The 24,942-nt window shown below is 60.0% G+C and carries 24 protein-coding genes; 14 read left to right on the forward strand and 10 right to left on the reverse strand.

The features are described from left to right. Window positions 1–41 precede the first annotated feature (41 nt). Window positions 42–386: a cupin domain-containing protein gene (locus tag ACA054_RS03440; RefSeq protein ID WP_007946320.1), complete on the reverse strand. Its 345-nt coding sequence runs from the start codon at window positions 384–386 to the stop codon at window positions 42–44. 286 nt (window positions 387–672) lie between these two features. Between ACA054_RS03440 and kynB the strand changes: the two genes are divergently transcribed. Together kynB and kynA are read left to right on the forward strand one after the other, a co-directional pair. After that, entirely contained in the window at window positions 673–1,338 is a 666-nt protein-coding gene (gene kynB, locus ACA054_RS03445; protein ID WP_497688198.1) for an arylformamidase, read from the forward strand. After that, entirely contained in the window at window positions 1,335–2,189 is an 855-nt protein-coding gene (gene kynA / locus ACA054_RS03450) for a tryptophan 2,3-dioxygenase (protein WP_497688199.1), read from the forward strand. Before kynB ends, kynA begins: the two co-directional genes overlap by 4 nt. Before the next feature lie 63 nt (window positions 2,190–2,252). Here the strand turns inward: kynA and ACA054_RS03455 are convergent, their stop codons facing one another. From ACA054_RS03455 to antA, 4 genes are read right to left on the reverse strand one after another with little or no spacing between them, the layout of a single operon-like run. Next, on the reverse strand, window positions 2,253–3,656 hold the full coding sequence (locus ACA054_RS03455) for an amino acid permease (protein ID WP_497688200.1): 1,404 nt from the start codon (window positions 3,654–3,656) through the stop codon (window positions 2,253–2,255). A 43-nt stretch (window positions 3,657–3,699) separates the two neighbouring features. Continuing rightward, window positions 3,700–4,719: an anthranilate 1,2-dioxygenase electron transfer component AntC gene (gene antC / locus ACA054_RS03460; protein WP_497688201.1), complete on the reverse strand. Its 1,020-nt coding sequence runs from the start codon at window positions 4,717–4,719 to the stop codon at window positions 3,700–3,702. An 18-nt stretch (window positions 4,720–4,737) separates the two neighbouring features. Then, window positions 4,738–5,229 (reverse strand): anthranilate 1,2-dioxygenase small subunit, encoded by a 492-nt coding sequence (antB, locus tag ACA054_RS03465; RefSeq protein ID WP_497688202.1) that lies wholly within the window; start codon window positions 5,227–5,229, stop codon window positions 4,738–4,740. Beyond that, the gene (antA, locus tag ACA054_RS03470; RefSeq protein WP_497688203.1) at window positions 5,229–6,620 is read right to left on the reverse strand and encodes an anthranilate 1,2-dioxygenase large subunit; all 1,392 of its coding nucleotides are present in this window, start codon (window positions 6,618–6,620) and stop codon (window positions 5,229–5,231) included. Before antA ends, antB begins: the two co-directional genes overlap by 1 nt. Window positions 6,621–7,127: 507 nt before the next feature. Here antA and ACA054_RS03475 point away from each other — a divergent pair. After that, window positions 7,128–8,138, forward strand: a complete 1,011-nt coding sequence (locus ACA054_RS03475; protein ID WP_497688204.1) for a cupin domain-containing protein — start codon at window positions 7,128–7,130, stop codon at window positions 8,136–8,138. A gap of 129 nt (window positions 8,139–8,267) precedes the next feature. Here the strand turns inward: ACA054_RS03475 and ACA054_RS03480 are convergent, their stop codons facing one another. Continuing rightward, complete coding sequence (locus tag ACA054_RS03480) at window positions 8,268–8,741, reverse strand: Lrp/AsnC family transcriptional regulator (RefSeq protein WP_497688205.1); 474 nt, start codon at window positions 8,739–8,741, stop codon at window positions 8,268–8,270. A gap of 174 nt (window positions 8,742–8,915) precedes the next feature. Between ACA054_RS03480 and kynU the strand changes: the two genes are divergently transcribed. The 3 genes from kynU (at window position 8,916) to ACA054_RS03495 (ending at window position 13,079) form a co-directional block, all read left to right on the forward strand. Then, the gene (kynU, locus tag ACA054_RS03485; protein WP_497688206.1) at window positions 8,916–10,166 is read left to right on the forward strand and encodes a kynureninase; all 1,251 of its coding nucleotides are present in this window, start codon (window positions 8,916–8,918) and stop codon (window positions 10,164–10,166) included. Window positions 10,167–10,268: 102 nt separating this feature from the next. Beyond that, window positions 10,269–11,582 carry an OprD family porin gene (locus ACA054_RS03490; RefSeq protein WP_497688207.1) on the forward strand — a complete coding sequence of 438 codons (1,314 nt, stop codon included), beginning with the start codon at window positions 10,269–10,271 and terminating at the stop codon, window positions 11,580–11,582. 87 nt (window positions 11,583–11,669) lie between these two features. Continuing rightward, window positions 11,670–13,079, forward strand: coding sequence for an amino acid permease (locus ACA054_RS03495; protein ID WP_497688208.1), 1,410 nt, complete (start codon window positions 11,670–11,672; stop codon window positions 13,077–13,079). Between the two features lie 31 nt (window positions 13,080–13,110). Here ACA054_RS03495 and ACA054_RS03500 read toward each other — a convergent pair whose 3' ends face one another. The 3 genes from ACA054_RS03500 to ACA054_RS03510 all read right to left on the reverse strand — a co-directional run bounded on the left by ACA054_RS03500 (window position 13,111) and on the right by ACA054_RS03510 (window position 15,050). Further along, window positions 13,111–13,482 (reverse strand): MerR family transcriptional regulator, encoded by a 372-nt coding sequence (locus tag ACA054_RS03500; protein WP_497688209.1) that lies wholly within the window; start codon window positions 13,480–13,482, stop codon window positions 13,111–13,113. Between the two features lie 61 nt (window positions 13,483–13,543). Further along, entirely contained in the window at window positions 13,544–14,119 is a 576-nt protein-coding gene (locus tag ACA054_RS03505) for an NAD(P)H-dependent oxidoreductase (RefSeq protein ID WP_497688210.1), read from the reverse strand. Window positions 14,120–14,165: 46 nt separating this feature from the next. Beyond that, window positions 14,166–15,050 (reverse strand): LysR substrate-binding domain-containing protein, encoded by an 885-nt coding sequence (locus ACA054_RS03510; protein WP_497688211.1) that lies wholly within the window; start codon window positions 15,048–15,050, stop codon window positions 14,166–14,168. 225 nt (window positions 15,051–15,275) lie between these two features. On the opposite strand from ACA054_RS03510, the gene ACA054_RS03515 reads away from it, so the two are divergent. Then, window positions 15,276–16,040 (forward strand): sulfite exporter TauE/SafE family protein, encoded by a 765-nt coding sequence (locus ACA054_RS03515; protein ID WP_497688212.1) that lies wholly within the window; start codon window positions 15,276–15,278, stop codon window positions 16,038–16,040. Here the strand turns inward: ACA054_RS03515 and ACA054_RS03520 are convergent. Then, window positions 16,030–16,344, reverse strand: a complete 315-nt coding sequence (locus ACA054_RS03520) for a putative quinol monooxygenase (protein ID WP_497688213.1) — start codon at window positions 16,342–16,344, stop codon at window positions 16,030–16,032. The two genes, ACA054_RS03515 and ACA054_RS03520, sit on opposite strands and share 11 nt — an antisense overlap. Before the next feature lie 164 nt (window positions 16,345–16,508). On the opposite strand from ACA054_RS03520, the gene mdaB reads away from it, so the two are divergent. The 7 genes from mdaB (at window position 16,509) to ACA054_RS03555 (ending at window position 24,822) form a co-directional block, all read left to right on the forward strand. Next, on the forward strand, window positions 16,509–17,099 hold the full coding sequence (gene mdaB, locus ACA054_RS03525) for an NADPH:quinone oxidoreductase MdaB (RefSeq protein ID WP_497688214.1): 591 nt from the start codon (window positions 16,509–16,511) through the stop codon (window positions 17,097–17,099). Window positions 17,100–17,258: 159 nt separating this feature from the next. Continuing rightward, window positions 17,259–18,170 carry a LysR family transcriptional regulator gene (locus tag ACA054_RS03530; protein ID WP_497637834.1) on the forward strand — a complete coding sequence of 304 codons (912 nt, stop codon included), beginning with the start codon at window positions 17,259–17,261 and terminating at the stop codon, window positions 18,168–18,170. 103 nt (window positions 18,171–18,273) lie between these two features. Next, window positions 18,274–19,167, forward strand: coding sequence for an NAD-dependent epimerase/dehydratase family protein (locus tag ACA054_RS03535; protein WP_497688215.1), 894 nt, complete (start codon window positions 18,274–18,276; stop codon window positions 19,165–19,167). Between the two features lie 209 nt (window positions 19,168–19,376). Further along, window positions 19,377–20,822: a SulP family inorganic anion transporter gene (locus tag ACA054_RS03540; RefSeq protein WP_497688216.1), complete on the forward strand. Its 1,446-nt coding sequence runs from the start codon at window positions 19,377–19,379 to the stop codon at window positions 20,820–20,822. Window positions 20,823–21,131: 309 nt separating this feature from the next. Next, window positions 21,132–22,481, forward strand: a complete 1,350-nt coding sequence (locus ACA054_RS03545) for a GntT/GntP/DsdX family permease (RefSeq protein ID WP_180204352.1) — start codon at window positions 21,132–21,134, stop codon at window positions 22,479–22,481. Between the two features lie 15 nt (window positions 22,482–22,496). Next, entirely contained in the window at window positions 22,497–23,357 is an 861-nt protein-coding gene (locus ACA054_RS03550; RefSeq protein WP_497688217.1) for a MurR/RpiR family transcriptional regulator, read from the forward strand. Window position 23,358: 1 nt separating this feature from the next. Beyond that, window positions 23,359–24,822, forward strand: a complete 1,464-nt coding sequence (locus ACA054_RS03555; RefSeq protein WP_497688218.1) for an N-acyl-D-amino-acid deacylase family protein — start codon at window positions 23,359–23,361, stop codon at window positions 24,820–24,822. Window positions 24,823–24,942: the final 120 nt, after the last annotated feature.

Consider the following 24,942-nt stretch of genomic DNA (forward strand, 5'->3'; position numbering starts at 1 on the left):
GACCGGGAAATCACGTCGGGTGATCTCCCGGTTTTTTTGCATCAGGCAAACACGAAATACTTGCGCACGGTTTCCACCACTTCCCAGGTGCCTTTCATCCCCGGCTCAATGACAAAAATGTCACCGGCACGCAGGTGGATCGGCTCTTTTCCCTCAGGGGTGATGATGCAGTACCCCTCGCGGAAATCGCAGTACTCCCACTTCACGTATTCCACGTACCACTTGCCCGGCGTGCAGATCCAGGTGCCCATGATCTTGCTGCCATCTTCGCTGGTGTAGGCGTTGAGGTTGACGGTGTGCGGGTCGCCTTCGAGTTTTTCCCATTTGCAGGCGTCGAGTACGGGCAGCGGATGGGTGTCGCGAAGAACGGTGATCGGTGCGGTCATGATGACTCCGGCGTTGGGGGGAGAGCTGAAGTCGCACCCTATAGGGCTTGGTGTGGCATCAGTTGTCTGTGCTCGACATCGAGGTATCCAGAAACGCAGCGACCATCACCCGCTCGACGCCTGCTACCGGCTGCTACTGGCTGTGGCACCATTGAAATTTCCACTCGATAAACCGCCGATATCTGGCAGTTTGTGCGAAAGCTCCAGGCTTTTTCGAACGTTTTTGCAAGAACATGCACAGGTATCGCTCGTATCATTCACTTCGGAAAAGGCCGAGAGCTGTGCAATGAAAAAAACAATGTCGTGGTGGGACATCAGCCCGCCCTTGAGTACCGCAACACCGACCTGGCCGGGAGATACGCCGTTTCAGGAAGAACGCGTCTGGACGTTAGGGCCTGAATGCCCGGTGAATGTCGGGCGCATCACGCTGTCGCCACACACCGGCGCCCATGTCGATGCACCGCTGCACTACAGCAAGGACGGCGCGGCCATCGGCGATGTGTCGCTCGATGTCTATATCGGGCCTTGCCGGGTGCTGCATTGCCTGGGCAGCAACGCACTGGTGCAACCTGAGCAACTGCAAGGACGTTTGGCCAACCTGCCCGAACGCGTCCTGCTGCGTACCTATCAACAGGCGCCGCTGACCACCTGGGACGCCGAATTCACGGCGGTCGCCAAAGACACCGTCGACCTGCTCGCCGGTCTCGGCGTGCGCCTGATCGGTATCGACACGCCGTCGCTGGACCCGCAGCAATCCAAGACCATGGATTCGCACAACGCCGTGGCGCGTCACGGCATGGCCATTCTCGAAGGCATCGTGCTCGATGACGTCCCGGAAGGGGATTACGAGTTGATCGCGCTGCCGCTGCGCTTTGCCAACCTCGACGCCAGCCCGGTCAGGGCTATCTTGCGTCCACTGAATTCACCGCCACATGAGGAGCCTGCTCAATGAGTCAATGCCCGTATTCGCCTGCCAATCAGACAGAGGAATGGCATAACGCCGAGCTGAATTTTTCCGACTCCATGAGCTACGGCGACTACCTGGATCTGGGGCGTATTCTCAGTGCTCAGCACCCGTTGTCGCCGGACCATAACGAGATGCTGTTCATCATCCAGCACCAGACCTCCGAGCTGTGGATGAAGCTGATGCTGCACGAGCTCAAGGCCGCCCGCGAACACGTTAGACTGGGTGAGTTGCCGCCGGCCTTCAAAATGCTGGCGCGGGTCTCGCGGATCTTTGATCAGCTGGTGCATGCGTGGACGGTGCTGGCCACCATGACGCCCACCGAGTACCACTCGATCAGGCCTTTCCTGGGGCAATCGTCGGGCTTCCAGTCGTTTCAGTACCGTGAAATCGAGTTCATTCTGGGCAACAAAAGCGCGACGCTATTGCGCCCCCACGCCCATCGGCCGGAGCTGTTGCTGGAACTCGAAAAAGCCATCGCCACACCTTCGCTGTATGACGAAGCGATTCGCTTGATGGCCGGTGCTGGCCTTGCGATTGACCCGCAGCGTTTCGAGCGTGACCCGACCGGCCCGACGCAGCATGACGCCTCGGTCGAAGCGGCCTGGCGTGTGGTCTACAAAGATCCGTCGCGTTATTGGGACCTCTATCAACTGGCCGAGAAATTCATCGATCTCGAAGACTCGTTCCGGCAGTGGCGCTTCCGCCATGTCACCACGGTCGAGCGGATCATCGGCTTTCAACCAGGCACTGGCGGCACTGAAGGGGTTGGTTATCTGCGCAAGATGCTCGATACCGTGCTGTTCCCGGAGTTGTGGCGGGTGCGTTCGACCCTTTGATCTGACAAGCATTAAAAAGCCCCGGCATTCAATGAATGCCGGGGCTTTTTGTTGCGCGCAGGATTATTGAGCGACTGGCAAGCCGCGATCCCGCGCCACACGCATCCGGTAGAACACGTAGATGATCGACACCCACACCGGGATGGCGATGACCGAGGCGCGAATGCCCGGAATCATCCACATCACGCAGATGATCATGGCCATGAACGCCAGGCACAGGTAGTTGCTGTAAGGAAACCAGAACGACTTGAAGCCCGGCACGATGCCTTGCTGGCCCATGATTTTGCGAAACTTCAGGTGGGTCAGGCTGATCAGCGTCCAGTTGATCATCAACGAGGCGACCACCAGGGCGAACAGCAACTCCAGCGCTTCATGGGGAGCCAGGTAGTTGACCAGCACGGACAGCATGGTGATCAGCGCCGAGATGCCCAGCGCCCGCAGTGGCACGCCCTGTTTGTTCAGTTTCATCAGCGACTTCGGTGCGTCGCCCTGTTCGGCCAGGCCGTAGAGCATGCGGCTGTTGCAGTAGACGCCGCTGTTGTAGACCGAGAGCGCCGCGGTGAGCACCACGAAGTTGAGGATGTGCGCGGCGGTATCGCTGCCGATCAGCGAGAAGATCTGTACGAACGGGCTGCCGCTGTAGGCATCGCCGGACGCGCCGAGGGTCTGCAGCAGTTGATCCCAGGGGTACAGGGACAGCAGCACGGTGAGTGCGCCGACGTAGAAGATCAACACGCGATAAACCACCTGGTTGATCGCCTTGGGAATCACCTTCCTCGGTTCGCTGGCTTCAGCGGCAGTGATGCCGACCAGTTCCAGGCCGCCGAAGGAGAACATGATGAACGCCATCGACATCAGCAGACCGGTGGTGCCGTTGGGGAAGAAACCGCCGTGGCTCCACAGGTTACTGACCGACGCCTGCGGGCCGCCGGAGCCGCTGAAGAGCATGTAGCAGCCAAGGACGATCATGCCGAGGATTGCCACAACCTTGATGATCGCGAACCAGAACTCCATCTCGCCGAAGACTTTGACGTTCATCGTGTTGATCAGGTTGACCAGGACGAAGAACACCGCGGCGCTGACCCAGGCCGGGATCTCCGGCCACCAGAACTGCACGTACTTGCCGACGGCCGTCAGCTCGGCCATGCCCACCAGCACGTACAGCACCCAGTAATTCCAGCCGGACAGGAAGCCGGCATAACCGCTCCAGTACTTGTGGGCGAAGTGACTGAACGATCCGGCTACCGGCTCCTCGACAATCATCTCGCCCAACTGGCGCATGATCAGGAAGGCGATGAACCCGGCAATCGCATAACCGAGGATCATCGACGGACCGGCCGACTTGAGCACGCCTGCAGAGCCGAGGAACAGCCCGGTGCCAATCGCCCCGCCCAGGGCGATCAGTTGAATATGTCGATTTTTCAACCCCCGCTTGAGCGTTCCCTGTTGCAAGATTTCATCCGCCATCTCGATCCCTTCTGGTTATTGTTGTCAGGCCTGATTTGAAAGATCAGATATTACTCTCGGTGAACTTTTCGTAATACAGGTGAACGCCGTCCAGTGCCTGGGTCTGCAACCAGTCTTTGATCGACTCGACCATCGGCGGTGGACCGCAGACGTACATGTCGACCGGCGCGTCGCGCAGTTCACTGATTTCAAAATGCTCCGCAATGTAGCCGCGCTTGCCCGTCCACTGTGGCGATGGATCGCTGACCACTTCGGTGTAGCGAAACCCCGGAAGGCGTTCGGCATAGGCCTCGATCCGTGCGCGTTCGCACAGATCGGCAGCGTCGCGCACGCCGTAGTACAGATGCACCGGCTGCGCGCAACCGCGTTCTGCGAGGTCGTCGAGCATGCCCAGCAGTGCGGACAGCCCGGTTCCGCCCGCCACCAGAATCAGCGGTTTGGCCACATGCCGCAGATAGAACGCACCCAGCGGTGCCTCGAGAATGATTTCGTCACCCACCCGGCAGCGTTCACGGATGTAGTTGCTCATCACGCCGTCGGGCAACAGGCGAATCAGGAATTGCAGTTGATTGTGCTCACCCGGCCGATTGGCAAACGAGTAGGAACGCTTGCTTTCGGTCCCAGGAATCAACAACCGGGCGTATTGCCCCGGCAGAAAATCCAACGGGCTTGTCGTACCGAGATCCAGGTGCAGGATCGCGGTGCTGGCTGAAATCTGCCTGACGTCAGTCACCGTTGCGCTCAGTTGTTCCGGACCCGAGGCGTTGCACAGGCTGGAGGCGAAGTCGAAATAAAACGCCGCGTCGGACTTCACCCGCGTCTGGCAGGTGAGCATTTTGCGCTGCTGCAGGTCCAGGCTGGAGAGCGCTTCCTCGTCCACGTAATCCTGGCTGTAGTCACCCGATTCACAGCGACCCTGACAGGTTCCGCAGACGCCTTCGCGGCAATCCAGTGGAATATTGATGCCGTTGCGCAGGGCGGCGTCGAGCAGGATTTCGTTGGGTTTCACGGGAAAGAACAGCGTTTTGCCGTCGGCAAAGCTGAACGCTACTTTGTGATTCATGCCTCGGTCTCCATGGATTCAGAGGTGGTAGAAGTCGAGTACCGAGTTGATGGTGTCGTTGAGCAGCAGCACATGCTTGCGGCTGATCAACCAGCTGTCGGCGTGAGGCTTGAGCCGGTAGGTCGCGCGGCCAAAGAACTGCTCGGACGTGGCCAGACGATAGAACAGCGTGTGCCAGTTCAGGCGCACCTCCAGCTCACCGTTTTCGAGTTCATCGATCCGCACGTTGTTGATCAGGTGCAAGGTGCGCGGCATCGGTGTCGAGGACGCGGACTTGCCCGTGCGCAGGCGGAACACGCGATCTTCCAGGCCTGAACGGTTGGGGTAATAGATCAGCGACATTTCGCGTTTGGGGTCGCGTGTGTAGACGTGTTCCGAGTCCCATTGCGGCAGGTGGAATTCACTCTGCTCGTCGAACAGCTTGATGTAGGCGTCCCAGTCCTGGGCGTCGCACAGTTCGGATTTGCGGTAGAAAAACTGTTCGATCTGGTACTGCAATTGCGCATTCATCATTGCACCTCACGGAGTTTCAGGGATTTCGCGTCCAGGCCATCGAGCAGGAATTTCTGCCAGTTGCCGTGCTGGTTGACGTAGAGCCCTTCGTGGGTGAATTCGGTACCAGTCATGGCCGGGGCGATGCCGATCGACTCGCTGTTGGGCGTAGCGCCGGTGGCCCATTGATGACTGCCGCGGGAAATGTCGCTCCAGCGCTCCAGGCGCGCCTGGAAACCGCGCTGGGCTTCACGGAATTCCACCAGGTCGTCCGGTGTGCCCAGTCCCGACACGTTGAAGAAATCCTCGAACTGGCGAATGCGGTTTTCGCGGTCGGCGTCCGATTCGTTTTTCACCCCCAGGCACTGGCTGATGATCTCGGTCTTGTTCCAGGCCACCGGGCGGATGATGCGCAGTTGCGAGCTGATCTGGTCGAGGAAAAACAGGCTGGGGTAGATGTTCAGGTTACGCAGGCGATGCATCATCCATTCGGCCTTTTCCTGGCCGTGTTCTTCGACCAGTCGCGGCATGATCGTTGCGTAGCCCGAGCGTACCGTCGGGTTCGGCATGTCACTGAACAACAGGCTGTGACCGTTGTTGAAGGCGAACCAGCCGTCATCGGTATTGGCGTCGCCGGCACCGAGCTTGCTATAGTCCAGGGTGCTGCCGCTGCTGGTGCCATTCTCGCTGTTGACCTGCTGGCGATGCTGCACCGTGGCCACGTAGTTATAGTGCACCGTGCTGACGTGATAGCCGTCGAGGCCGTTTTCGTTCTGAAGTTTCCAGTTGCCGTCGTAGGTGTAGGCCGACTTGCCGGGCAGCACTTCCAGTTCACCGGTTGGCGACTGGGCGACCATCATGTCGAAGAACACCTTGGCGTCGCCGAGGAAGTCTTCAAGGCTGTTGTCGGCGTGAACATCGAGGCTGATGAAGACGAATCCCTTGTAGCTCTCGATGCGCGCTTTTTTCAGGCCACGGGTGGCCTTGTCGAAGCCTTCCGGATACTCGCCAGGCGCCTTGACCTTCACCAGGCGCCCGTCGCTTTTGTAGCACCAGGCATGGAACGGGCAGGTGAACGTCGACTGGTTGCCCTTGCCGACGCGGGTCAGGGTCGTGCCGCGATGCTGGCAGGCGTTGATCAATGCATTGAGCTGACCGTCGCCATCGCGGGTAATGATCATCGGCTGACGGCCGGCGCGCATCGTGACGAAGTCGTGATTGTTGGCCAGCTCGCTTTCATGGCAGGCGTAGATCCAGTTCTTCTCGAAGATCAGTTCCATCTCCAGATCGAACAACTGCGGCTCGGTGAAAATGTCCCGGGCGATGCGGAACACGCCTTCTGCCGGACGGAAGTCCAGGCAGCCCTGGATAAACGCTTTCCACTGCTCGACGTTTTTTTCGCCACTCATGGGTGTGTACCTGTTTTTATTGGGGCTAATCGTTGTGCTCATTAGAGGGAGTGGGCGGGTGGGGGTCTATCCGGTTTGTGGGCGAAGGCAGTCCGTAAAATTTGTGGGTGGCAAAAAGATCGCAGCCTGCGGCAGCTCCTACAGGATTGCGTGTTTTGGCCATATCCCGGGTGTACTCGGTCGGTGTAGGAGCTGCCGCAGGCTGCGATCTTTTGATTTTTCAGGATCAAAAGAATCCACAGGGGAGTTGGGTAACAATCGATTGTGATGCGACTACCCAGACAGCGCACCAAACGATGAACGGCTGCACCTGCGTGCAGCAATCAGGTACTGTTTTGCGCAACGTCGAGTGCCGGTTGGGGAGCGTTCAGCGGCTGCGTTATCCGCATAGTCGAGGATTGCTATCCACTTAGTTGGCGCCGGGGTTTTGTGGCTTGGAACTTGCTTTTTTCAAGCCGAAGACGCGCCGTCAGAGCGCGCTGAAAAATAGCCCGTGGGTGCACCGTGATGAACAGCAAAAACGATCCGCAGTGTCGTGACATTCGTGTCGACAGCGATGATCTTGAGGCCGCGAGAAACTGGATGTCCGGTATTTGCGGGCCGCATCGTCTCGTGAGCACGACGCCCGAGCGGATTCGCTTCCATCACAGCGCCAACATGTTCAAGTCGATGGCCACCACGCTTGGCACTATCGAGTACGGCACCGATGTCACCATCGATATCGAAGACGCCGAACACTTCAGCAGTTACAGCCTGAGTCTGCCCCTGGTGGGCGAGCAGGAGTTGAGCAAGAACGGCAGCGTGGTGAAATCCGACCGCGACCAGGGGGTGATCATTTCGCCGAATGAAAACCAGCTGCTGGCGATTTCCGGCGATTGCCGCAAAGTCCAGGTGGTGATCACCCGCGTCGCCATGAGCGAGTCCCTGGAAGGCTTGCTGCAGCGACCGCTGGATGCGCCGCTGCGCTTCGAACCGATGATGGATGCGGTCGACGGCGCGTCGGCTTCGTGGTGGCGCATGGCGCGCTATTTCATCGCCGAGCTGGAACGCAGCAGCGAACTCTACGAGCAAGTGGCCTTCACCCGGGACATTGAAAGCTCGCTGATCAAAGGTTTGATCCTCGCCCAGCCGAGCAACTACTCAGAAGAGCTGCGCGAGGTGCTGGGCGTGAAGTTGCCGCACTACCTGATCAGGGCGCGGCAATACATTCACGACAATGCTCGCGAGGCCCTGCATCTGGAGGACATTGAACTCGCCGCCGGGGTGTCGCGCTTCAAGCTGTTCGAGGCGTTCAAGAAGTACTTCGCGTTGTCGCCGATGGTCTACCTGAAGAAATACCGCTTGAACGGCGTACGACAGGAGATTCTTGAGCACGGCTCGGCGCGCAATATTTCCGCGATCGCCATGGGCTGGGGGTTCACCCACCTGGGGCGTTTTTCCGCCGAGTACCGCAAGCTGTTCGACGAATCCCCAAGCATGACCTTGCAGCGCAATGAAGCCCGGCGCATGCGCGGCTAAAACACTTACATGTGGGAGCGGGCTTGCTCGCGAATGCGGTGGATCAGTGAACATTGATGTCAACTGACACTCCCTCTTCGCGAGCAAGCCCGCTCCCACAGGTTTAGCAGTGTATAAGGCGTTGTTCTCTTACTTGCGCACCACCAGATCCAGCAATTCTTCGCGCTCCTTGATTTTCTGCAGGACGATTTCCGAGCGGATATCGGTGACCCCCGCCGTGCGGTTCAAGTGGTTGACGATGAAATCGGAGAAGTGTTTGAGGTTGCGCGCCTGGACCCGCAGCACATAGTTGCTCGCTCCCGTAACCACGTATGCGGTGACCACTTCCGGCCACGACTGGACCTTCTTGATGAAGGTCTCGTGCCAGTCCTCGACGTCCTGTCGCAACGACACATGGACGATGGCTTCCAGCTCGATTCCCAGCCGTTCGGCATTCAGCACGGCGCGATAGCCGGAGATGATTCCCTCGCTTTCCAACAGACGCAACCGGCGTAGACAGGCCGACGGCGACAGGGCGACTTTCTCTGCCAGTTCCTGGTTGCTGATACGGCCATCCTGTTGCAGTTGATGGAGGATTCGCAGGTCTGTCGAGTCGAGATTCATGGCTGGTGTAAATCCGCGTTTATAGGTGTTGGATTCGAATTTTATGCGAAATAACTACCCTATAGCCGCTTACTTTGCACGAAAATTCTCCAATGCTTCGTTCATTATCTCTCCACGAAACGGGGCCGACAACGCCTGAAAAAACGCTACGACCTTCAAAGAACAGGACACCCGATGACAACAAGAAACGATTGCCTGGAGCTTGATGCCCAGGACGCTCTCGCGCCGCTACGCCAGCAATTTGCGCTACCCGACGGTGTGATTTATCTCGATGGTAATTCGCTGGGCGCACGACCGGTCGCGGCATTGGCGCGTGCTCAGGAGGTGATTGCCCAAGAGTGGGGCAATGGCCTGATCCGCAGCTGGAACAGTGCCGGTTGGCGTGACCTTTGCGAGCATCTGGGTAACCGCTTGGCCGGGCTGATCGGCGCCCGTGACGGTGAAGTGGTGGTGACCGATACCACCTCAATCAACCTGTTCAAAGTGCTCAGTGCCGCGCTGCGTGTGCAAGCCACAAGGTCGCCAATGCGACGGGTGATTGTCACCGAAACCAGTAACTTCCCCACCGACCTGTACATCGCCGAAGGCCTGGCCGACATGCTGCAGCAGGGTTACACCTTGCGCCTGGTCGACAGCCCTGAAGAGCTGCCGCAAGCGATTGACCAGGACACGGCGGTGGTGATGCTCACCCACGTCAATTACAAGACTGGCTACATGCACGACATGCAAGCGCTGACCGCGCTGACCCACGAGTGTGGGGCACTGGCCATCTGGGACCTGGCGCATTCCGCCGGCGCGGTGCCGGTCGATCTGCATCAGGCGGGCGCCGACTATGCCATTGGTTGCACCTATAAGTACCTCAATGGCGGTCCGGGTTCGCAGGCGTTTGTCTGGGTCAATCCACAGTTGTGCGACCTGGTGGCGCAACCGCTGTCGGGCTGGTTCGGCCATTCGCGGCAGTTCGCCATGGAGTCGCGCTACGAGCCGAGCAGCGGCATTGCTCGCTATCTGTGTGGCACCCAGCCGATCACTTCATTGGCGATGGTCGAGTGCGGGCTGGACGTTTTTGCCCAGACCGACTTGGCCTCCCTGCGCCGTAAATCCCTGGCGCTGACTGACCTGTTCATCGAGTTGGTCGAGCAGCGCTGCGCCGCTCATGATCTGACCCTGATCACTCCGCGTGAACATGCCAAACGTGGCAGTCACGTCAGCTTCGAGCATCCCGAAGGCTATGCGGTGATCCAGGCCTTGATCGAGCGGGGCGTGATCGGTGATTACCGTGAGCCGCGGATCATGCGTTTCGGCTTTACCCCGCTGTACACGACCTTCACCGAGGTCTGGGATGCGGTGCAGATCCTCGGCGAGATTCTCGATCAAAAAACCTGGGCGCAAGCGCAATTCCAGGTCCGCCACAGCGTCACCTGATACCGCCGATATTCACCTCTGTTGCCGGGTTTCCTGGCAGCAGGGCTTCGGTCGTCCTCGATTTACAGTTCTGTGCAATCACAATAATAAGGAGCACGCAGAATGAGACTGTCCCCCTGGCCCGCCTTGTCGCTCGCCCTCGGCAGTTGCCTCGGGCAAATGGCCTATGCCGCCGCCGACAATGGATTCGTCGAAGACAGCAGCCTGACCCTGACCAACCGTAATTTCTATTTCTACCGCAACAACCTCAACAACCCTGGCGGCCAGAATTACCGGGATGAATGGGCCCACGGGATCATGCTCGATTACCGCTCCGGCTACACCCAGGGAACGGTGGGGTTTGGGGTCGATGCCTACGCGCAATTAGGCATCAAGCTCGACAGTGGCAAGGGACGTACGGGCACGGGCTTGCTGCCGGTCGATTCCGATGGTCGTCCCGAGGATGAGTACTCCGAAGCGGGTGGCGCGGTGAAGGCGCGGATATCGCAGACCGAACTCAAATACGGCAACCTGACACCGCTCAACCCGGTGTTCGGTACCGGCAATGCGCGACTGTTCACCAGTGTTGCCACCGGCTTTCAGTTGACCAGCAATGAACTCAAGGCATTGCAACTGGACATTGGTCATTTCACCGCCGGCAACGACAGTAATTCGACCAATGCCGATGGCGCGCTGAAAGCGCTGTACGCTGGCGTGGAAACCCGCAGCGTCGATTATCTGGGCGGCAGTTACGCCCTGAGCGATCAACTGAACGTCAGCCTGTACGGTTCGCAGTTCACCGATATCTGGCGGCAGTACTACGCCAACAGCAACTACACCTTTGCCCTGAGTGAAGGCCAGTCGCTGAACCTGGATTTCAACATCTACCGCACCAATGACGATGGCCAGAGCCTGGCCGGCAAGATCGACAACACCACCTGGTCGCTGGCCAGCGCATACAAGTTCGGCGCCCATCGATTGACCCTGGCTTATCAACAAGTCGATGGCGATGAACCGTTCGATTACTTGGGTTTCGATCAGCAGCCGGGCACTTCGATTTTCCTCGCCAACTCGGTTCAGGTACTCGACTTCAACGCCCCCAACGAACGCTCATGGCAACTGCGTTATGACCTGGACATGGCGGCATTCGGCGTGCCGGGCCTGAGCTTCATGTCGCGTTACGTCAGCGGTGACCATATCGACGACAGCCATTACGACGGTGGTCCCAACGGCGCCTATGGACGCTACGGCGATGACGGCAAACGCTGGGAGCGCGACATCGAGGCGCGCTACGTCGTGCAGTCGGGCAAGGCCAGGGACCTGTCGGTACGGGTGCGCCAGGCCAGTGTGCGTTCGACCGCGCAAGTGGCGCGGGCGGATACCACGGACAACAATGAAGTCCGCATCATCATCGAGTATCCACTGAGTATTTTCTGATCCGTGTCCTGCTGTGCGTGGCTGATCCCCACCGGGTAAAAACCAAGACGTGCTCTTCAAGAAAGACAATATTCAGAGGACATAAAAATGACCGATAACGCCGGTTTTGAAACGATATCCAACCGTGAACAGGGCCTGCGGCGTCAGTTGACGTCAGGGCAGATGAGCATGATCGCCATTGGCGGTGCGATCGGCACCGGGCTGTTCATGGGCAGTGCCTACGCGATCGGCTATGCCGGGCCGAGCGTGCTGCTCAGCTACGCCATCGGCGCGATCATCACGCTGCTGCTGATGGGCTGCCTGGCGGAAATGACCGTGGCCCATTCCACCTCGGGTTCGTTCGGCGCTTACGCCGAATTCTATGTCAGCCCTCTGGCCGGGTTCCTGGTGCGCTATGCCTATTGGGCGGCGATCGTGCTGGCGGTCGGTACGGAAGTGACAGCGGTGGCGATGTACATGAAGTACTGGTTTGCCAACGTGCCGGAGTGGGTGTGGATCGTCTCGTTCTCCAGCGTGCTGATCGTGCTCAACGCGATCAGCGTGAAGACTTTCGGCACTTTCGAGTACTGGTTCTCGACCATCAAGATCGGCGCGATTGTCGGCTTCATCATTCTCGCGGTGTACGTGGTGTTCGGTTCCGGCAACCCGGAATACGGCGTGCACAATTACACCGCCCACGGCGGTTTTTTCCCTCATGGCCTGCAAGGCATGTGGGTCGCGGTTATCGTGTCGATCTTCAGTTACCTGAGCGTGGAGATGATCGCGGTGGCCGCCGGTGAGGCGCAGGACCCGGAGCAAGCCGTGAAGAAAGCCTTTCGCGCGACCATCGTGCGGCTGGTGGTGTTCTATCTGCTGACCCTGGCCCTGATGCTGGCGATCGTGCCGTGGGTCCAGGCCGGTCATGCCCAGAGCCCGTTCGTCACGGTCATGCAAGCCATCGGCATTCCCGGCGCAACCGGGGTGATGAATTTCGTGATCCTGATCGCGGCGCTTTCGGCGATGAACAGCCAGTTGTACATCACCACGCGCATGATGTTCAGCCTGTCCCGTGGCGGTTACGCCCCCAAGTCCATGGGCAAACTGAGCAAGACCGGGATTCCGTTGAACGCACTGTTGCTGTCGAGTTCGGGCATTGCCCTGGCGACGTTGCTCAACATCCTGTACCCGGACAGTTCGTTCACCTTGATGATGGCAATCTCCATGTTCGGCGCCATCTTCACCTGGTTCATGATCTTCCTGACGCACTACTGTTTCCGTCGATATCACCAGCGCCACGGCGAGCGAAAACTGTCGTTTCGCATGCGCCTGTTTCCCTACAGTACTTTGCTGGGGTTGGTGCTGATGGGCGCGGTGATGATCACCACCTACTTCACCGAAGCCTTCAAGATGACCCTGGTGTTCGGTGTGCCGTTCCTGTTGCTGCTGACGGTGGTCTACGGTGTGTTTTTCAGGAAGCCCAAATCAGCCGGGGAACTGAGTCCACTGCCAAAGGTTTAGTCGGGAGATGCCTGCTGCCGGCCGATGGTTATCAAAGACTGTCGAGCTGGCACTGGTCCTGAGCATTCAGCAGGCTCGCCTCGAAGGTCTCCAGCGCGCGGTGACGTTGTTGGAGGGCGTCGATGTCGTTCATCAGCTCGCGTTTTTTGTCCGCGATGGCGACTCGTGCCAGTTCCCATGGAAATGCCTCGCCCCGGTGTTGCTCGAACATCACTCGCATTTCCTTGAGCTTGAAGCCCAGCTGCTGGGCGCACTTGATGAACATCAGCAACTCGACGTGTTGCTGGGAGTAAGTGCGGTATTTGCCCAGGCGCTGCGCCGGGGGCATCAAGCCGATGGCTTCATAGTGACGGATACTTTTGACGGTGCTTCCGGAGAGTCGCGCGACTTGACCGATGTACATGAAAATCCCTTTTTTGAATGCCTCGAATGCGCCCGAAGGGCCCGTGCATTATCCGGGACATTCAATGAGCGGCGATAGCATGCACCTGTTCGAGCCACGTTTGTCGTCGCGCTGCGCTGGCCCCGAGAATGGGCCCAAAAGTGAGGGTTCTGGTTGGCTTGATACCGCAAAACTCCAGGGTGGTTTTGCGTATCTGGTGCAGCCCAGGCATGCGATAAATCCAGCGGTAATACCAAGGCGGTGTATCCATGGTCACCAGCAAATGGGCGCTGCGACCATGCAGCAGTTTGTCGGGAAAGGCTTTGCCTTCGCGGTACTTGAAGGCGAAACCGGGCAGGAACACCCGATCGAAAAAGCCCTTGAGCAACGCTGGGATCCCGCCCCACCAGATCGGATAGACCAACGTCAGATGTTCGGCCCACAGGATGTCTGCCTGCGCCTGGTGCAAGTCCGCTTCCAGCGGCTGAATCTGTTGATAGCCTTCGCGAAGTATGGGATCGAAGTCTAGCTTCCCGAGAGACAGCTGGCGCACCTCATGCCCGGCATGCAACGCCGATTGCGTGTAGCGCTCGGCGATGGCGGCGCAAAAACTGTTGCTCGATGGATGACCCAGAATCACCAGAATTCGTTTGCCCATTGCCGCTGTCCTCGAAGATGAAAGCCTCAAGGGTAAAGTCTGCCCCTCAGGGGAGAGTCAAGGCGTGCAGCAAGGCCTGGGCATAACGGGGCAGTGTCGCGAAATTCCGGGAGCAGAGCTGGAGCGTGCGTTTGGCCCAGGGTTCCTGCAGCACGACGCAGTTGAAAGGGCGGATGCCCGGCCAGCGTTCGACTGCCGCCAACGGCACAATCGCCAGCCCTGCGCCGCGAGCGACCATGCGCATCACGCCATCGAAACCGTCCGCGCGGATACGGATCTGCATGCGCATACCCGCGTGCAGCGCCTGTTCTTCGAGATACACCGCGAGTGCGCTATTGGCGGCGAGGCCTACATAGTCGTGCTGCAAGGTATCGCTGAAAGTCGCAGGTTCGCCGTCGGCCAAGGGATGCCCGAGTGGCATGATCAGCACCAGCGGGTCGTCGCGAAAGGGCAGGGTTTCGAGGGCGTGGGTGTCCACCGCGTCGGAGACGATGCCCAGGTCGGCGGCACCTTGGCGTAAGGCGTGGGTGATGCGCGTGCTGGGCAATTCCTGCAGGTCGATGTCGAGGTTGGGGTGCTCGCGCAGGAAGTCGGCGAGCAACTCCGGCAGGTATTCGGTGATGGCCGTGGTGTTGCACAACAACCGCACCTGGCCTTTGACGCCCTTGGCATATTCGGCCAGGTCCAGCTGCATGCGCTCGGCCTGTTGCAGCAGGACGCGGGCGTGTTGGGCGAGGGCTTTGCCGGCAGGCGTGGGGGTTACGCCACGACGGCCGCGCTCCAGGAAATCAGTGCCGAGTGAAGATTCCATCGCGCGAATTCGTGCGCTCGCTGCGGCCAGGGACAGATGGCTGCGAGCGGCGCCGGCGGTGATGTTGCCGGTGTCGAGGATGTTCAGGTAGAGGCGCAGGTCGGTCAGGTCGAAGTGCATCACGGCAACCTCAAGAGTTGAGTTGTCGGGAAGGATGCTTTCGCGAGCAGGCTCGCTCCCACAGGTGACCGAGTTGTCATTGGCGAAATGCAATCCACTGTGGGAGCGAGCCTGCTCGCGAAGAGGCCAGTCGCCTCAACTCATTAATCAGCCTCTTGTTATGAAAGAGGCACCCTCAGTATATGGCAGATTTTCACCCGGCCAATCCAGCCTCACCATAGCCCCATGAACACACTCGCCTCCTTCTACCAAAATCTCGGCTTGACCCTGTCATTGCTGGTCATCGCCACCTTCCTGCTGGCCGGCATGATCAAAGGCGTAATCGGTCTCGGCCTGCCGACCATCGCCATGGGCTTGCTCGGTCTGGCTATGGCACCGTCACAGGCTGCCGCGCTGTTGATCATTCCCGCGACCTTGACCAACGTCTGGCAGCTGGCCTTCGGCGGGCATCTACGTGGATTGATGAAGCGGCTGTGGCCGATGCTGCTGGCCATTTTCATCGGTACCGGCGCAGGCACGCTGTGGATCGGCATGGTTGGTGGACACTGGGTGGTGCGCGGATTGGGGGCGGCGTTGTTGCTTTATGCGTTGAGCGGTTTGTTTCTGCCGACCTCGCGTGTAGGAGCTCGCAATGAGCGCTGGCTAGGTCCGCTGTGCGGCGTGCTGACGGGCGTTATCACGTCGGCCACGGGCGTGTTCGTGATTCCGGCAGTGCCGTACATGCAGGCGCTGGGCTTGAGCAAGGACGAACTGGTGCAGGCGTTGGGCCTGTCATTCACCGTCTCGACCCTCGCCCTCGCTGGTGGACTGCTATGGCGCGGCGCCCTCGGCGGTGGCGAGTTGAGTGCGTCGCTGTTGGCGCTGATCCCGGCGGTGCTCGGCATGTGGCTGGGGCAGTGGCTGCGCCAGCGGATCAGCGCCGTGTTGTTCAAGCGCGTGTTCTTCATCGGCCTCGGCTTGCTCGGCGGCCATTTGTTGATCAGCGGCTAGCGGACGATGGGCTGAGCATTTCGATGGCGCGGATCTCGAAATCCCGTTCCAGGTACTCGTCGCGCTGTCCGAGGAACTGCTTCATGTGCGGCAGGTTCGAGTGTACGTCGAGGTGTTCCTGGGACTGCCAGATCTCGTAGAAGATAAACAGGCTCGGGTCCTGCTTGTCGCGCAGCATGTGGTATTCGATGCAGCCGGGTTCGGCGCGACTCGCTTCTACATAGCCGCTGAAAAACGCTTCGAAGGCGTCGGATTGTTCCGGGCGGGTCTTGGCGTGCAGGATGAAGCCTTGCATTTCACTCATCAGAAAACTCTCCTGAAGTAAGAATCGGCGCCAGTCTAAGGCAACAATCGCCTGTTGATTCGTGCGTGTGGGTCAAATGAATTTTGCGAAATGGGCGCTTATTCCACGCGAGGCAGATCGTTAGTCTGCCGCCATCCAATTCATGACCCTTCCCGAGACCTCCCATGAAAAAAGTCCTGCTACTCAATGGTGGCAAAAAATTCGCCCACTCCGATGGCCGCTACAACACCACCCTGCATGAAGCCGCGCTGAGCGTGCTGGATCGCGGCGGTGTGGATGTCAAAGCCACCTTCATCGACGAGGGTTACGACGTCGCGGAAGAAGTCGCCAAATTCCTCTGGGCCGACGTGATCATCTATCAGATGCCAGGCTGGTGGATGGGCGCGCCATGGACCGTGAAGAAGTACATCGACGAAGTCTTCACCGAAGGTCATGGCAGCCTCTACGCCAGCGATGGTCGCACCCGTTCCGACGCCTCGCAGAAGTACGGCAGTGGCGGCCTGGTTCAGGGCAAGCAGTATATGCTGTCGCTGACCTGGAACGCGCCGCAGCAAGCCTTCGACGACCCGACCGACTTCTTCGAGGCGAAAGGCGTGGACGCGGTGTACTTCCCGTTCCACAAGGCCAACGAATTCCTCGGCATGACCGGTTTGCCGACCTTCCTTTGCGTGGACGTGATGAAACGCCCGAACATCGAGGCCGATGTGGCGCGTTATGAGCAGCATTTGGCTGAGGTGTTTGGCCTGAAGGCTTGAGGCTCCGCTAATATCGATATCTGGAACCAGAACCTGTAGGAGCCGGCTTGTTGCGGGCGGCGTTCCGACGATGGCGATCTTGAGGACCCTATCGCCAGCAAGCCGGCTCCTACGAAGTGCGATTGATGCGCGCCGCTGAGCAATCGATAAGGAACACACGTGAAAGCCAGATCCGATGAATTGCAGATTTTCGTCTGCGTGATCGAGTGCGGGTCGATTTCCGCGGCCGCCGAGCAGGTCGGGCAGACGCCGTCGGCGGTCAGCCGCACGCTGTCGCGGCTGGAGGCCAAGCTCGATACCACGTTGATCAACCGCACCACACGGCGCATGGACCTGACCGAGGAGGGCAAGTATTTCTTCGAGCATGCCAAGCTGATTCTCGATCAGATGGATCAACTCGAAGAGCGCTTGTCCTCGCGCCAGCAAACACCGTCCGGGCGCTTGCGCATCAACGCCGCGTCGCCGTTCATGCTGCACGCCATCGTGCCCTACATCGATGAATTCCGCCGGCTCTATCCGGATATCCAGCTCGAACTCAACAGCAACGACCTGATCATCGACCTGCTTGAGCAAAGCACCGACATCGCCATTCGCATCGGCACTCTCGCCGACTCGACCCTGCACGCCCGCTCCCTGGGTTGCAGTCCGCTGCACATCGTTGCCAGTCCGGCGTATCTGGAAAAACACGGTACGCCGACAGCCGTCGCCGACCTGGCCGAACACACCCTGCTGGGATTCACCCAGAACGAAGGCCTCAACCAATGGCCGCTGCGCTACGTGCATGGCGATCGCTGGCCAATCCAGGCGTCACTCAGCGCTTCCAGCGGTGAAACCATCCGCCACCTGGCGCTGGAAGGCCAGGGCATTGCCAGCCTGTCGCATTACATGACCATCGAGGACATTCGTGCCGGACGGTTGAAGGTGTTGCTGGCCGAGTTCAACAGCGGCTATCGCCAGCCGATCAACGCGGTGTACTACCGCAACTCGCAGCTGGCCTTGCGCATCCAGTGCTTCCTCGACTTCATCCAGGGCAAATTGGCGGTTTACGCCTCCACGGATTTCAGCGGCTGATTCGTGATTCCTGCGCAAGAGTGAATTGGGTCAGCGGGGATTTTTCGTCAGGGATCGCTGCTTGATACTCGTTGCATCACTTATCAACGCAGGGAGTTTCTCCATGAACGTATTCATTACCGGTGCTGCCGGTTTTATCGGCGGCTCCATCGCCACCGGCCTGATCAAGGCCGGTCACAAGGTTACCGGTCTGGTGCGCAACGCCGAACAAGCGGATGAGCTCATAGCGCTGGGCATCACGCCAGTCACCGGCACGCTGGATGACAGCGCGCTATTGGCCGAACAGGCCCGAGCTGCCGACGCCGTGATCAACGCCGCCAGCAGCGACCATCGCGGTGCTGTCGAAGCCTTGCTCGATGCCCTGCGCGGCTCCAACAAAGTGTTCCTGCACACCAGCGGTTCGAGCATCGTCGGCGATGCATCGGGCGGTCAGTCCAGCGACGTTATCTACGTTGAGGACAACTTGCCGGAACCCACCGTGGACAAGGCCGCCCGGGTGGCCATCGACAACCTGATCCTCGCCGCTGCGAAGGATGGCGTGAACTCGGCAGTAATCTGCAATACGCTGATCTACGGCCACAGCCTGGGCGTCAATCGCGACAGCGTGCAGTTACCGCGATTGCTGAAACAGGCGCGTAAAAGCGGCGTGGTCCGTCATGTCGGGACTGGGCAGAACATCTGGTCCAACGTGCACATCGAAGACGTGGTGTCGCTGTACCTGCTGGCGCTGACCAGGAACATCCCGGGCACGTTCTACTTCGTCGAAAGCGGTGAAGCGTCGTTCATCGACATGACCACGGCGATCGCCGAGGCGCTGAATCTGGGCGAGCCGCAAGACTGGCCGTTGAAGGATGCCGAAGCCGAATGGGGTTATGAAATGGCCAACTATGGCCTGGGCTCCAACAGCCGGGTTCGCGGTAAGCATGCGCGTGAAATACTGGGCTGGGTGCCGAAGCGTACGTCGGTGTTGGAGTGGATTCGTAACGAGATGGTGTAAGTTCGCTTTAGACCGAGTTGCTGCCTTCGCGAGCAGGCTCGCTCCCACAGGGAATCTTCGTTGTGCACAAATCTGTGTCGCGCAACGATCGAATGTGGGAGCGAGCCTGCTCGCGAAGGCGTTTCTGAAGCCGCATAAACTGGTCGGGCCGCCCTCGATTCCGTAACATCCTCAAACTCTTTCTTGCTACTCCCTGCACGCGGTCCCCCATGAAACAAAAACATTTACGCGCCGATGCCCTCGCTGGCCTCACGACGTCTTTTGCCCTGTTGCCCGAATGCATCGCCTTCGCGCTGGTGGCTCATCTCAATCCGCTGATGGGGCTGTATGGTGCGTTCATCATTTGCACCCTGACCGCGCTGTTCGGTGGTCGGCCGGGCATGGTGTCCGGTGCTGCCGGGTCGATGGCGGTGGTGATCGTCGCGCTGGTGGTGCAACACGGTGTGCAGTACTTGCTGGCGACGGTGCTGATGGGCGGGTTGATCATGTCGGCGTTCGGGTTGCTGCGACTGGGCAAGCTGGTGCGCATGGTGCCGCACCCGGTGATGCTCGGTTTCGTCAACGGCCTGGCGATCATCATTGCCCTGGCGCAACTGGAGCACTTCAAGAGTGGCGAGACCTGGCTGAGCGGTACGCCTCTGTACTTCATGATCGGGTTGGTGGCAGTGACGATGGCCATTGTCTATGTACTGCCGCGTCTGACCCGCGCGGTGCCGCCAGCGTTGGTGGCGATTCTGGGGGTGGGGCTGGCGGTTTACCTGCTTGGCCTGCCAACCCGTACCCTCGGTGACATGGCACATATCGCTGGCGGTTTGCCGACGTTTGCCTTGCCGGACATTCCCTGGAACCTGGAAACCCTGCGCATCATCGCGCCCTACGCGATCCTGATGGCGATGGTCGGCCTGCTGGAGACGTTGCTGACCCTGAACCTCACCGACGAATTCACCGAGAGCCGCGGCTACCCTGATCGCGAGTGCGTGGCGCTGGGCGCGGCCAATGTGGTATCCGGTCTGTTTGGTGGCATGGGCGGTTGCGCGATGATCGGCCAGACCGTGATCAACTTGAGCTCCGGGGGCCGCGGCCGGCTGTCCGGTGTGGTGGCCGGGGTGTCGATTCTGCTGTTCATCCTGTTCCTGTCGCCGCTGATCGAGCGTATTCCGTTGGCGGCGTTGGTGGGTGTGATGTTTGTGGTCTCGCAGCAGACCTTCGCCTGGGCTTCGCTGCGGGTGCTCAACAAAGTTCCGCTGAACGATGTGCTGGTGATTATCGCGGTGACGGTGATCACGGTGTTCACCGACCTGGCCACAGCGGTGTTGTGCGGGATCATCATTGCGGCGCTGAATTTCGCCTGGCAGCAGGCTCGGCAGCTGTACGCCGACAGTCACCTGGAAAACGACGGCAGCAAGCTTTACCGCGTCCACGGTACGCTGTTCTTCGCCTCGACGACCCCTTTCCTCAATCAATTCGACCCGGCCAACGACCCTGCGCAGGTGACCCTCGATTGTCACCACCTGAGTTTCGTCGACTACTCCGCCATCGCTGCATTGGATACTTTGCGTGAGCGCTACAGCAAGGCAGGCAAGCACCTGCGGGTGCTGGGCCTGTCCGATCGCTGCAAGAAACTGCTCAAGCGTGCCCGGGTGCATCACGACTGAGATCCGCCTGCCTGATGATCATTCCCACGCGCAGCAAAGGAATGCAGCCCGGGACGCTCCGCGTCCCTTCAAAAGCCGAACGCGGAGCGTCCGTGGAGGCATTCCCACGCAGAGCGTGGGAACGATCAGTGCTCGGTGATGCCATGAAAATCTACCTGGCTGATTTTCATTAATCGCGACACGCCATACCTCTAAGCGACATCCCTTACCTCTGCACGAAAATTACTTTCACCTCGTTTGAAAGTCGCGCCTCGAAATGTTTTAAGAGTTTCACAAAACTTTCGACGTGACCCTCTCGAGGAGTACCGCATGACCCTGTCCTTCGGCTATTGGCTGCTGGTGTACGCCGCCATCGCCATCATCGCGCTGATCGTGCTGATCGCCCGCTACCGGCTCAATCCGTTCATTGTCATCACCCTGATCTCCATCGGCCTGGCGTTGGTGGCGGGCATGCCGCCTTCCGGCGTGGTCGGGGCGTATGAGGCGGGCGTTGGCAAGACCCTTGGGCATATCGCCCTGGTGGTGGCGCTGGGCACCATGCTCGGCAAGATGATGGCCGAGTCCGGCGGCGCCGAGCAGGTGGCGCGCACCTTGATCGATCGCTTCGGCGAAAAGAACGCGCATTGGGCGATGGTCTGCATCGCCTTCCTGGTGGGGCTGCCGTTGTTCTTCGAGGTCGGTTTCGTGTTGCTGGTGCCGATTGCGTTCACCGTGGCGCGGCGGGTCGGCGTGTCGATCCTGATGGTCGGCTTGCCGATGGTCGCCGGCCTCTCGGTGGTGCATGCGCTGGTGCCACCGCACCCGGCGGCGATGCTGGCGGTGCAGGTGTATCAGGCGTCGGTGGGGCAGACCTTGCTCTATGCGATTGCGATCGGCATTCCGACCGCGATCATCGCCGGTCCCCTGTACGCCAAGTTCATCGTGCCGCGCATCCAGCTGCCGGCGGAAAACCCGCTGGAGCGGCAGTTCCTCGAGCGCGAACCGCGGGACAGCCTGCCGAGTTTCGGCCTCACCATGGCGACCATCCTGTTGCCGGTGGTGCTGATGCTGATCGGCGGCTGGGCCAATCTGATTTCCACTCCGGGCACTGGTCTTAACCAGTTCCTGCTGTTCATCGGCAACTCGGTCATCGCACTGCTGCTGGCGACCTTGCTGAGCTTCTGGACCCTGGGCCTGGCCCAGGGTTTCAATCGCGAGTCGATCCTCAAGTTCACCAACGAATGCCTGGCGCCGACCGCCAGCATCACCTTGCTGGTGGGCGCCGGCGGTGGCCTGAACCGGATCCTGGTGGACGCCGGCGTCACCGACCAGATCGTCGGTCTGGCCAACGAATTTCACCTGTCGCCGTTGCTGATGGGCTGGTTGTTCGCCGCGTTGATGCGCATCGCCACCGGCTCCGCCACCGTGGCCATGACCACCGCCTCGGGCGTGGTCGCACCCGTGGCCATCGCTATGGGTTATCCGCATCCGGAGTTGCTGGTGCTGGCGACGGGGGCGGGGTCGGTGATTTTTTCCCACGTCAACGACGGCGGCTTCTGGCTGATCAAGGAATACTTCAATATGACGGTGACCCAGACCTTCAAGACCTGGACGGTGCTGGAAACCCTGATCTCGCTCGTCGCCTTCGGCCTGACCGTGGGCCTTTCTTACCTGATTTAGCCGGAGCCACCTGCCATGGACATCCTCTACCAGATTCGCGCCCGTCAGGATTCCTTCAGCGCCGGGGAAGGACGCATCGCGCGCTTGATGCTAGACGATGTGGGGTTTGCCGCCTCCGCCAGCCTCGATGAGCTGGCGCTGCGCGCAGAAGTCAGCAGCGCCACGCTGTCGCGTTTCGCCCGAACGGTCGGCTGCAAGGATCTGCGCGACCTGCGTTTGCAACTGGCCCAGGCCAGCGGCGTCGGCAGCCGTTTTCTCGACCCGGCGGGCACACCGGATCAATCGGCGTTTTACGGGCAGATTGTCGGCGACATCGAATCGACCCTGCGCCAGCACCTGTCGGCCTTCGACGAATCGCGGTTCGCCGATGCGGTGAAACTGCTGGGCAAGGCGCGGATGATTCACGCCTTCGGCATGGGCGGCTGCTCGACCTTGTGCAGCGATGAGTTGCAGGTGCGCCTGGTGCGCCTTGGCTACCCGATCGCGGTCTGTCACGACGCGGTGATGATGCGGATCACGGCGGCCAGTCTCAGCGCCGATCAGGTGCTCATCGTCTGTTCACTCACGGGCATCACCCCCGAGCTGCTGGAAACCGTGGAACTGGCCCGCAACTACGGCGCGCGCATACTGGCCATCACCCGAAGCGATTCGCCGCTGGCGCAACTGGCCGACATCGTGCTGCCGCTGCAAAGCGCCGAGACCTCGTTCATCTACAAACCGACAGCGGCACGCTACGGCATGTTGCTCGCCATCGATGTGCTTGCCACCGAGCTGGCACTGGCCAATCCTCAAGACAATCAAGAGCGCCTGCGGCGGATCAAACTCGCCCTGGACGATTACCGCGGCGGCGACGATCACTTGCCGCTGGGAGACTGACATGATGTACGACACGCTGATTCGCAATGCCCTGGTCATCGACGGCAGCAACAGCCCTGGCTACCCGGCCGATGTGGCGATCCGCAATGGGCGCATCGAGCGCATCGGCGACTTGCAGGATGCCCGTGCCACCGAAGAAATCGACGCTGGCGGCCGCGTGCTGGCGCCCGGCTTCATCGATGTGCACACCCACGACGACACGGTGGTTATCCGGCAGCCGCAGATGCTGCCCAAGCTCAGCCAGGGCGTGACCACGGTGATCGTCGGCAATTGCGGGATCAGCGCCTCGCCGGTGAGTCTGCGCGGCGATCCACCGGACCCGATGAACCTGCTCGGCAGCGCTGCCGCGTTTGTTTATCCGAAGTTCATTGATTACCGGGCGGCGGTCGAGGCGGCGAACACCACGCTGAACGTCGCCGCGCTGGTGGGCCACACCGCGCTGCGCAGCAACCACCTCGACGACCTGTTTCGTACCGCTACGGCCGATGAAATTGCGGCGATGCGCGAGCAACTGCGCGAAAGTCTCGAGGCCGGCGCCCTGGGCTTGTCCACCGGTCTTGCCTACGCCAGTGCTTTCTCGGCGTCCACCGATGAAGTGATGCAACTGACCGAAGAGCTGACGGCGTTCGGCGCGGTCTATACCACCCATTTGCGTAGCGAATTCGAGCCGGTGCTTGAGGCCATGGATGAGGCGTTCCAGATTGGCCGTCATGCGAAATCCCCGGTGATCATTTCCCACCTCAAATGTGCCGGCGCCGGTAACTGGGGGCGCAGCCCGCAACTGCTGGCGTCCCTTGAACAGGCGGCGAAAACCCACCCGGTGGGCTGCGATTGCTATCCGTATGCCGCCAGTTCCTCGACCCTGGACCTCAAGCAAGTCACCGATGCCCACCGCATTACCATCACCTGGTCAACGCCGCACCCGCAGATGGGCGGGCGCGACCTGATGGATATCGCCGCCGAGTGGAGGCTGTCGTTGCTCGATGCCGCCCGCCAGCTGCAACCGGCCGGCGCGGTGTACTACGGGATGGACGAAGCCGATGTGCGACGGATTCTGGCGCACCCGCTGTCGATGGTCGGCTCCGATGGCCTGCCGGAAGACCCATTTCCTCATCCACGCTTGTGGGGCGCCTTCCCACGGGTGCTCGGCCATTTCAGCCGTGACGTAGGACTGTTTCCCCTACACACCGCCGTGCACAAGATGACCGGCTTGTCGGCGGCGCGATTCGGCTTGAAGGAAAGGGGCGAAATCCGTGAAGGCCATTGGGCCGACCTGGTGCTGTTCGACCCGGCAACCATTCGCGATGTGGCGGACTTCAATGATCCGCAACGGGCGGCCGAAGGCATCGATGGCGTGTGGGTCAACGGGGTGTTGAGTTACCAGGACGGTCAGGCGAACGGGCGCAGGGAAGGGCGGTTTCTGGCGCGGGAAGGGGATTTGCGCGCTGGGTTTGCGTGCCGCTAAAAGATCGCAGCCTGCGGCAGCTCCTACAGAGAAATGCGATCCCCTGTAGGAGCTGCCGAAGGCTGCGATCTTTTGATCTTTTATCCCGGCTCACTGATGCGGGCATTTAGGTTGTTAGTC

Source organism: Pseudomonas sp. LBUM1653 (assembly GCF_059716115.1).

Coding starts and splice junctions, on each gene's coding strand:
- antA (WP_497688203.1), bottom strand. CDS start 6,620: ATGAGTGGCGAAAAAAACGTCGAGCAGTGGAAAGCGTTTATCCAGGGC.
- ACA054_RS03490 (WP_497688207.1), top strand. CDS start 10,269: ATGAGACTGTCCCCCTGGCCCGCCTTGTCGCTCGCCCTCGGCAGTTGC.
- ACA054_RS03555 (WP_497688218.1), top strand. CDS start 23,359: ATGATGTACGACACGCTGATTCGCAATGCCCTGGTCATCGACGGCAGC.
- ACA054_RS03550 (WP_497688217.1), top strand. CDS start 22,497: ATGGACATCCTCTACCAGATTCGCGCCCGTCAGGATTCCTTCAGCGCC.
- ACA054_RS03440 (WP_007946320.1), bottom strand. CDS start 386: ATGACCGCACCGATCACCGTTCTTCGCGACACCCATCCGCTGCCCGTA.
- mdaB (WP_497688214.1), top strand. CDS start 16,509: ATGAAAAAAGTCCTGCTACTCAATGGTGGCAAAAAATTCGCCCACTCC.
- ACA054_RS03535 (WP_497688215.1), top strand. CDS start 18,274: ATGAACGTATTCATTACCGGTGCTGCCGGTTTTATCGGCGGCTCCATC.
- ACA054_RS03510 (WP_497688211.1), bottom strand. CDS start 15,050: ATGCACTTCGACCTGACCGACCTGCGCCTCTACCTGAACATCCTCGAC.
- kynB (WP_497688198.1), top strand. CDS start 673: ATGAAAAAAACAATGTCGTGGTGGGACATCAGCCCGCCCTTGAGTACC.
- ACA054_RS03515 (WP_497688212.1), top strand. CDS start 15,276: ATGAACACACTCGCCTCCTTCTACCAAAATCTCGGCTTGACCCTGTCA.
- antB (WP_497688202.1), bottom strand. CDS start 5,229: ATGAATGCGCAATTGCAGTACCAGATCGAACAGTTTTTCTACCGCAAA.
- kynA (WP_497688199.1), top strand. CDS start 1,335: ATGAGTCAATGCCCGTATTCGCCTGCCAATCAGACAGAGGAATGGCAT.
- ACA054_RS03455 (WP_497688200.1), bottom strand. CDS start 3,656: ATGGCGGATGAAATCTTGCAACAGGGAACGCTCAAGCGGGGGTTGAAA.
- kynU (WP_497688206.1), top strand. CDS start 8,916: ATGACAACAAGAAACGATTGCCTGGAGCTTGATGCCCAGGACGCTCTC.
- ACA054_RS03540 (WP_497688216.1), top strand. CDS start 19,377: ATGAAACAAAAACATTTACGCGCCGATGCCCTCGCTGGCCTCACGACG.
- antC (WP_497688201.1), bottom strand. CDS start 4,719: ATGAATCACAAAGTAGCGTTCAGCTTTGCCGACGGCAAAACGCTGTTC.
- ACA054_RS03480 (WP_497688205.1), bottom strand. CDS start 8,741: ATGAATCTCGACTCGACAGACCTGCGAATCCTCCATCAACTGCAACAG.
- ACA054_RS03495 (WP_497688208.1), top strand. CDS start 11,670: ATGACCGATAACGCCGGTTTTGAAACGATATCCAACCGTGAACAGGGC.
- ACA054_RS03545 (WP_180204352.1), top strand. CDS start 21,132: ATGACCCTGTCCTTCGGCTATTGGCTGCTGGTGTACGCCGCCATCGCC.
- ACA054_RS03505 (WP_497688210.1), bottom strand. CDS start 14,119: ATGGGCAAACGAATTCTGGTGATTCTGGGTCATCCATCGAGCAACAGT.
- ACA054_RS03520 (WP_497688213.1), bottom strand. CDS start 16,344: ATGAGTGAAATGCAAGGCTTCATCCTGCACGCCAAGACCCGCCCGGAA.
- ACA054_RS03500 (WP_497688209.1), bottom strand. CDS start 13,482: ATGTACATCGGTCAAGTCGCGCGACTCTCCGGAAGCACCGTCAAAAGT.
- ACA054_RS03475 (WP_497688204.1), top strand. CDS start 7,128: ATGAACAGCAAAAACGATCCGCAGTGTCGTGACATTCGTGTCGACAGC.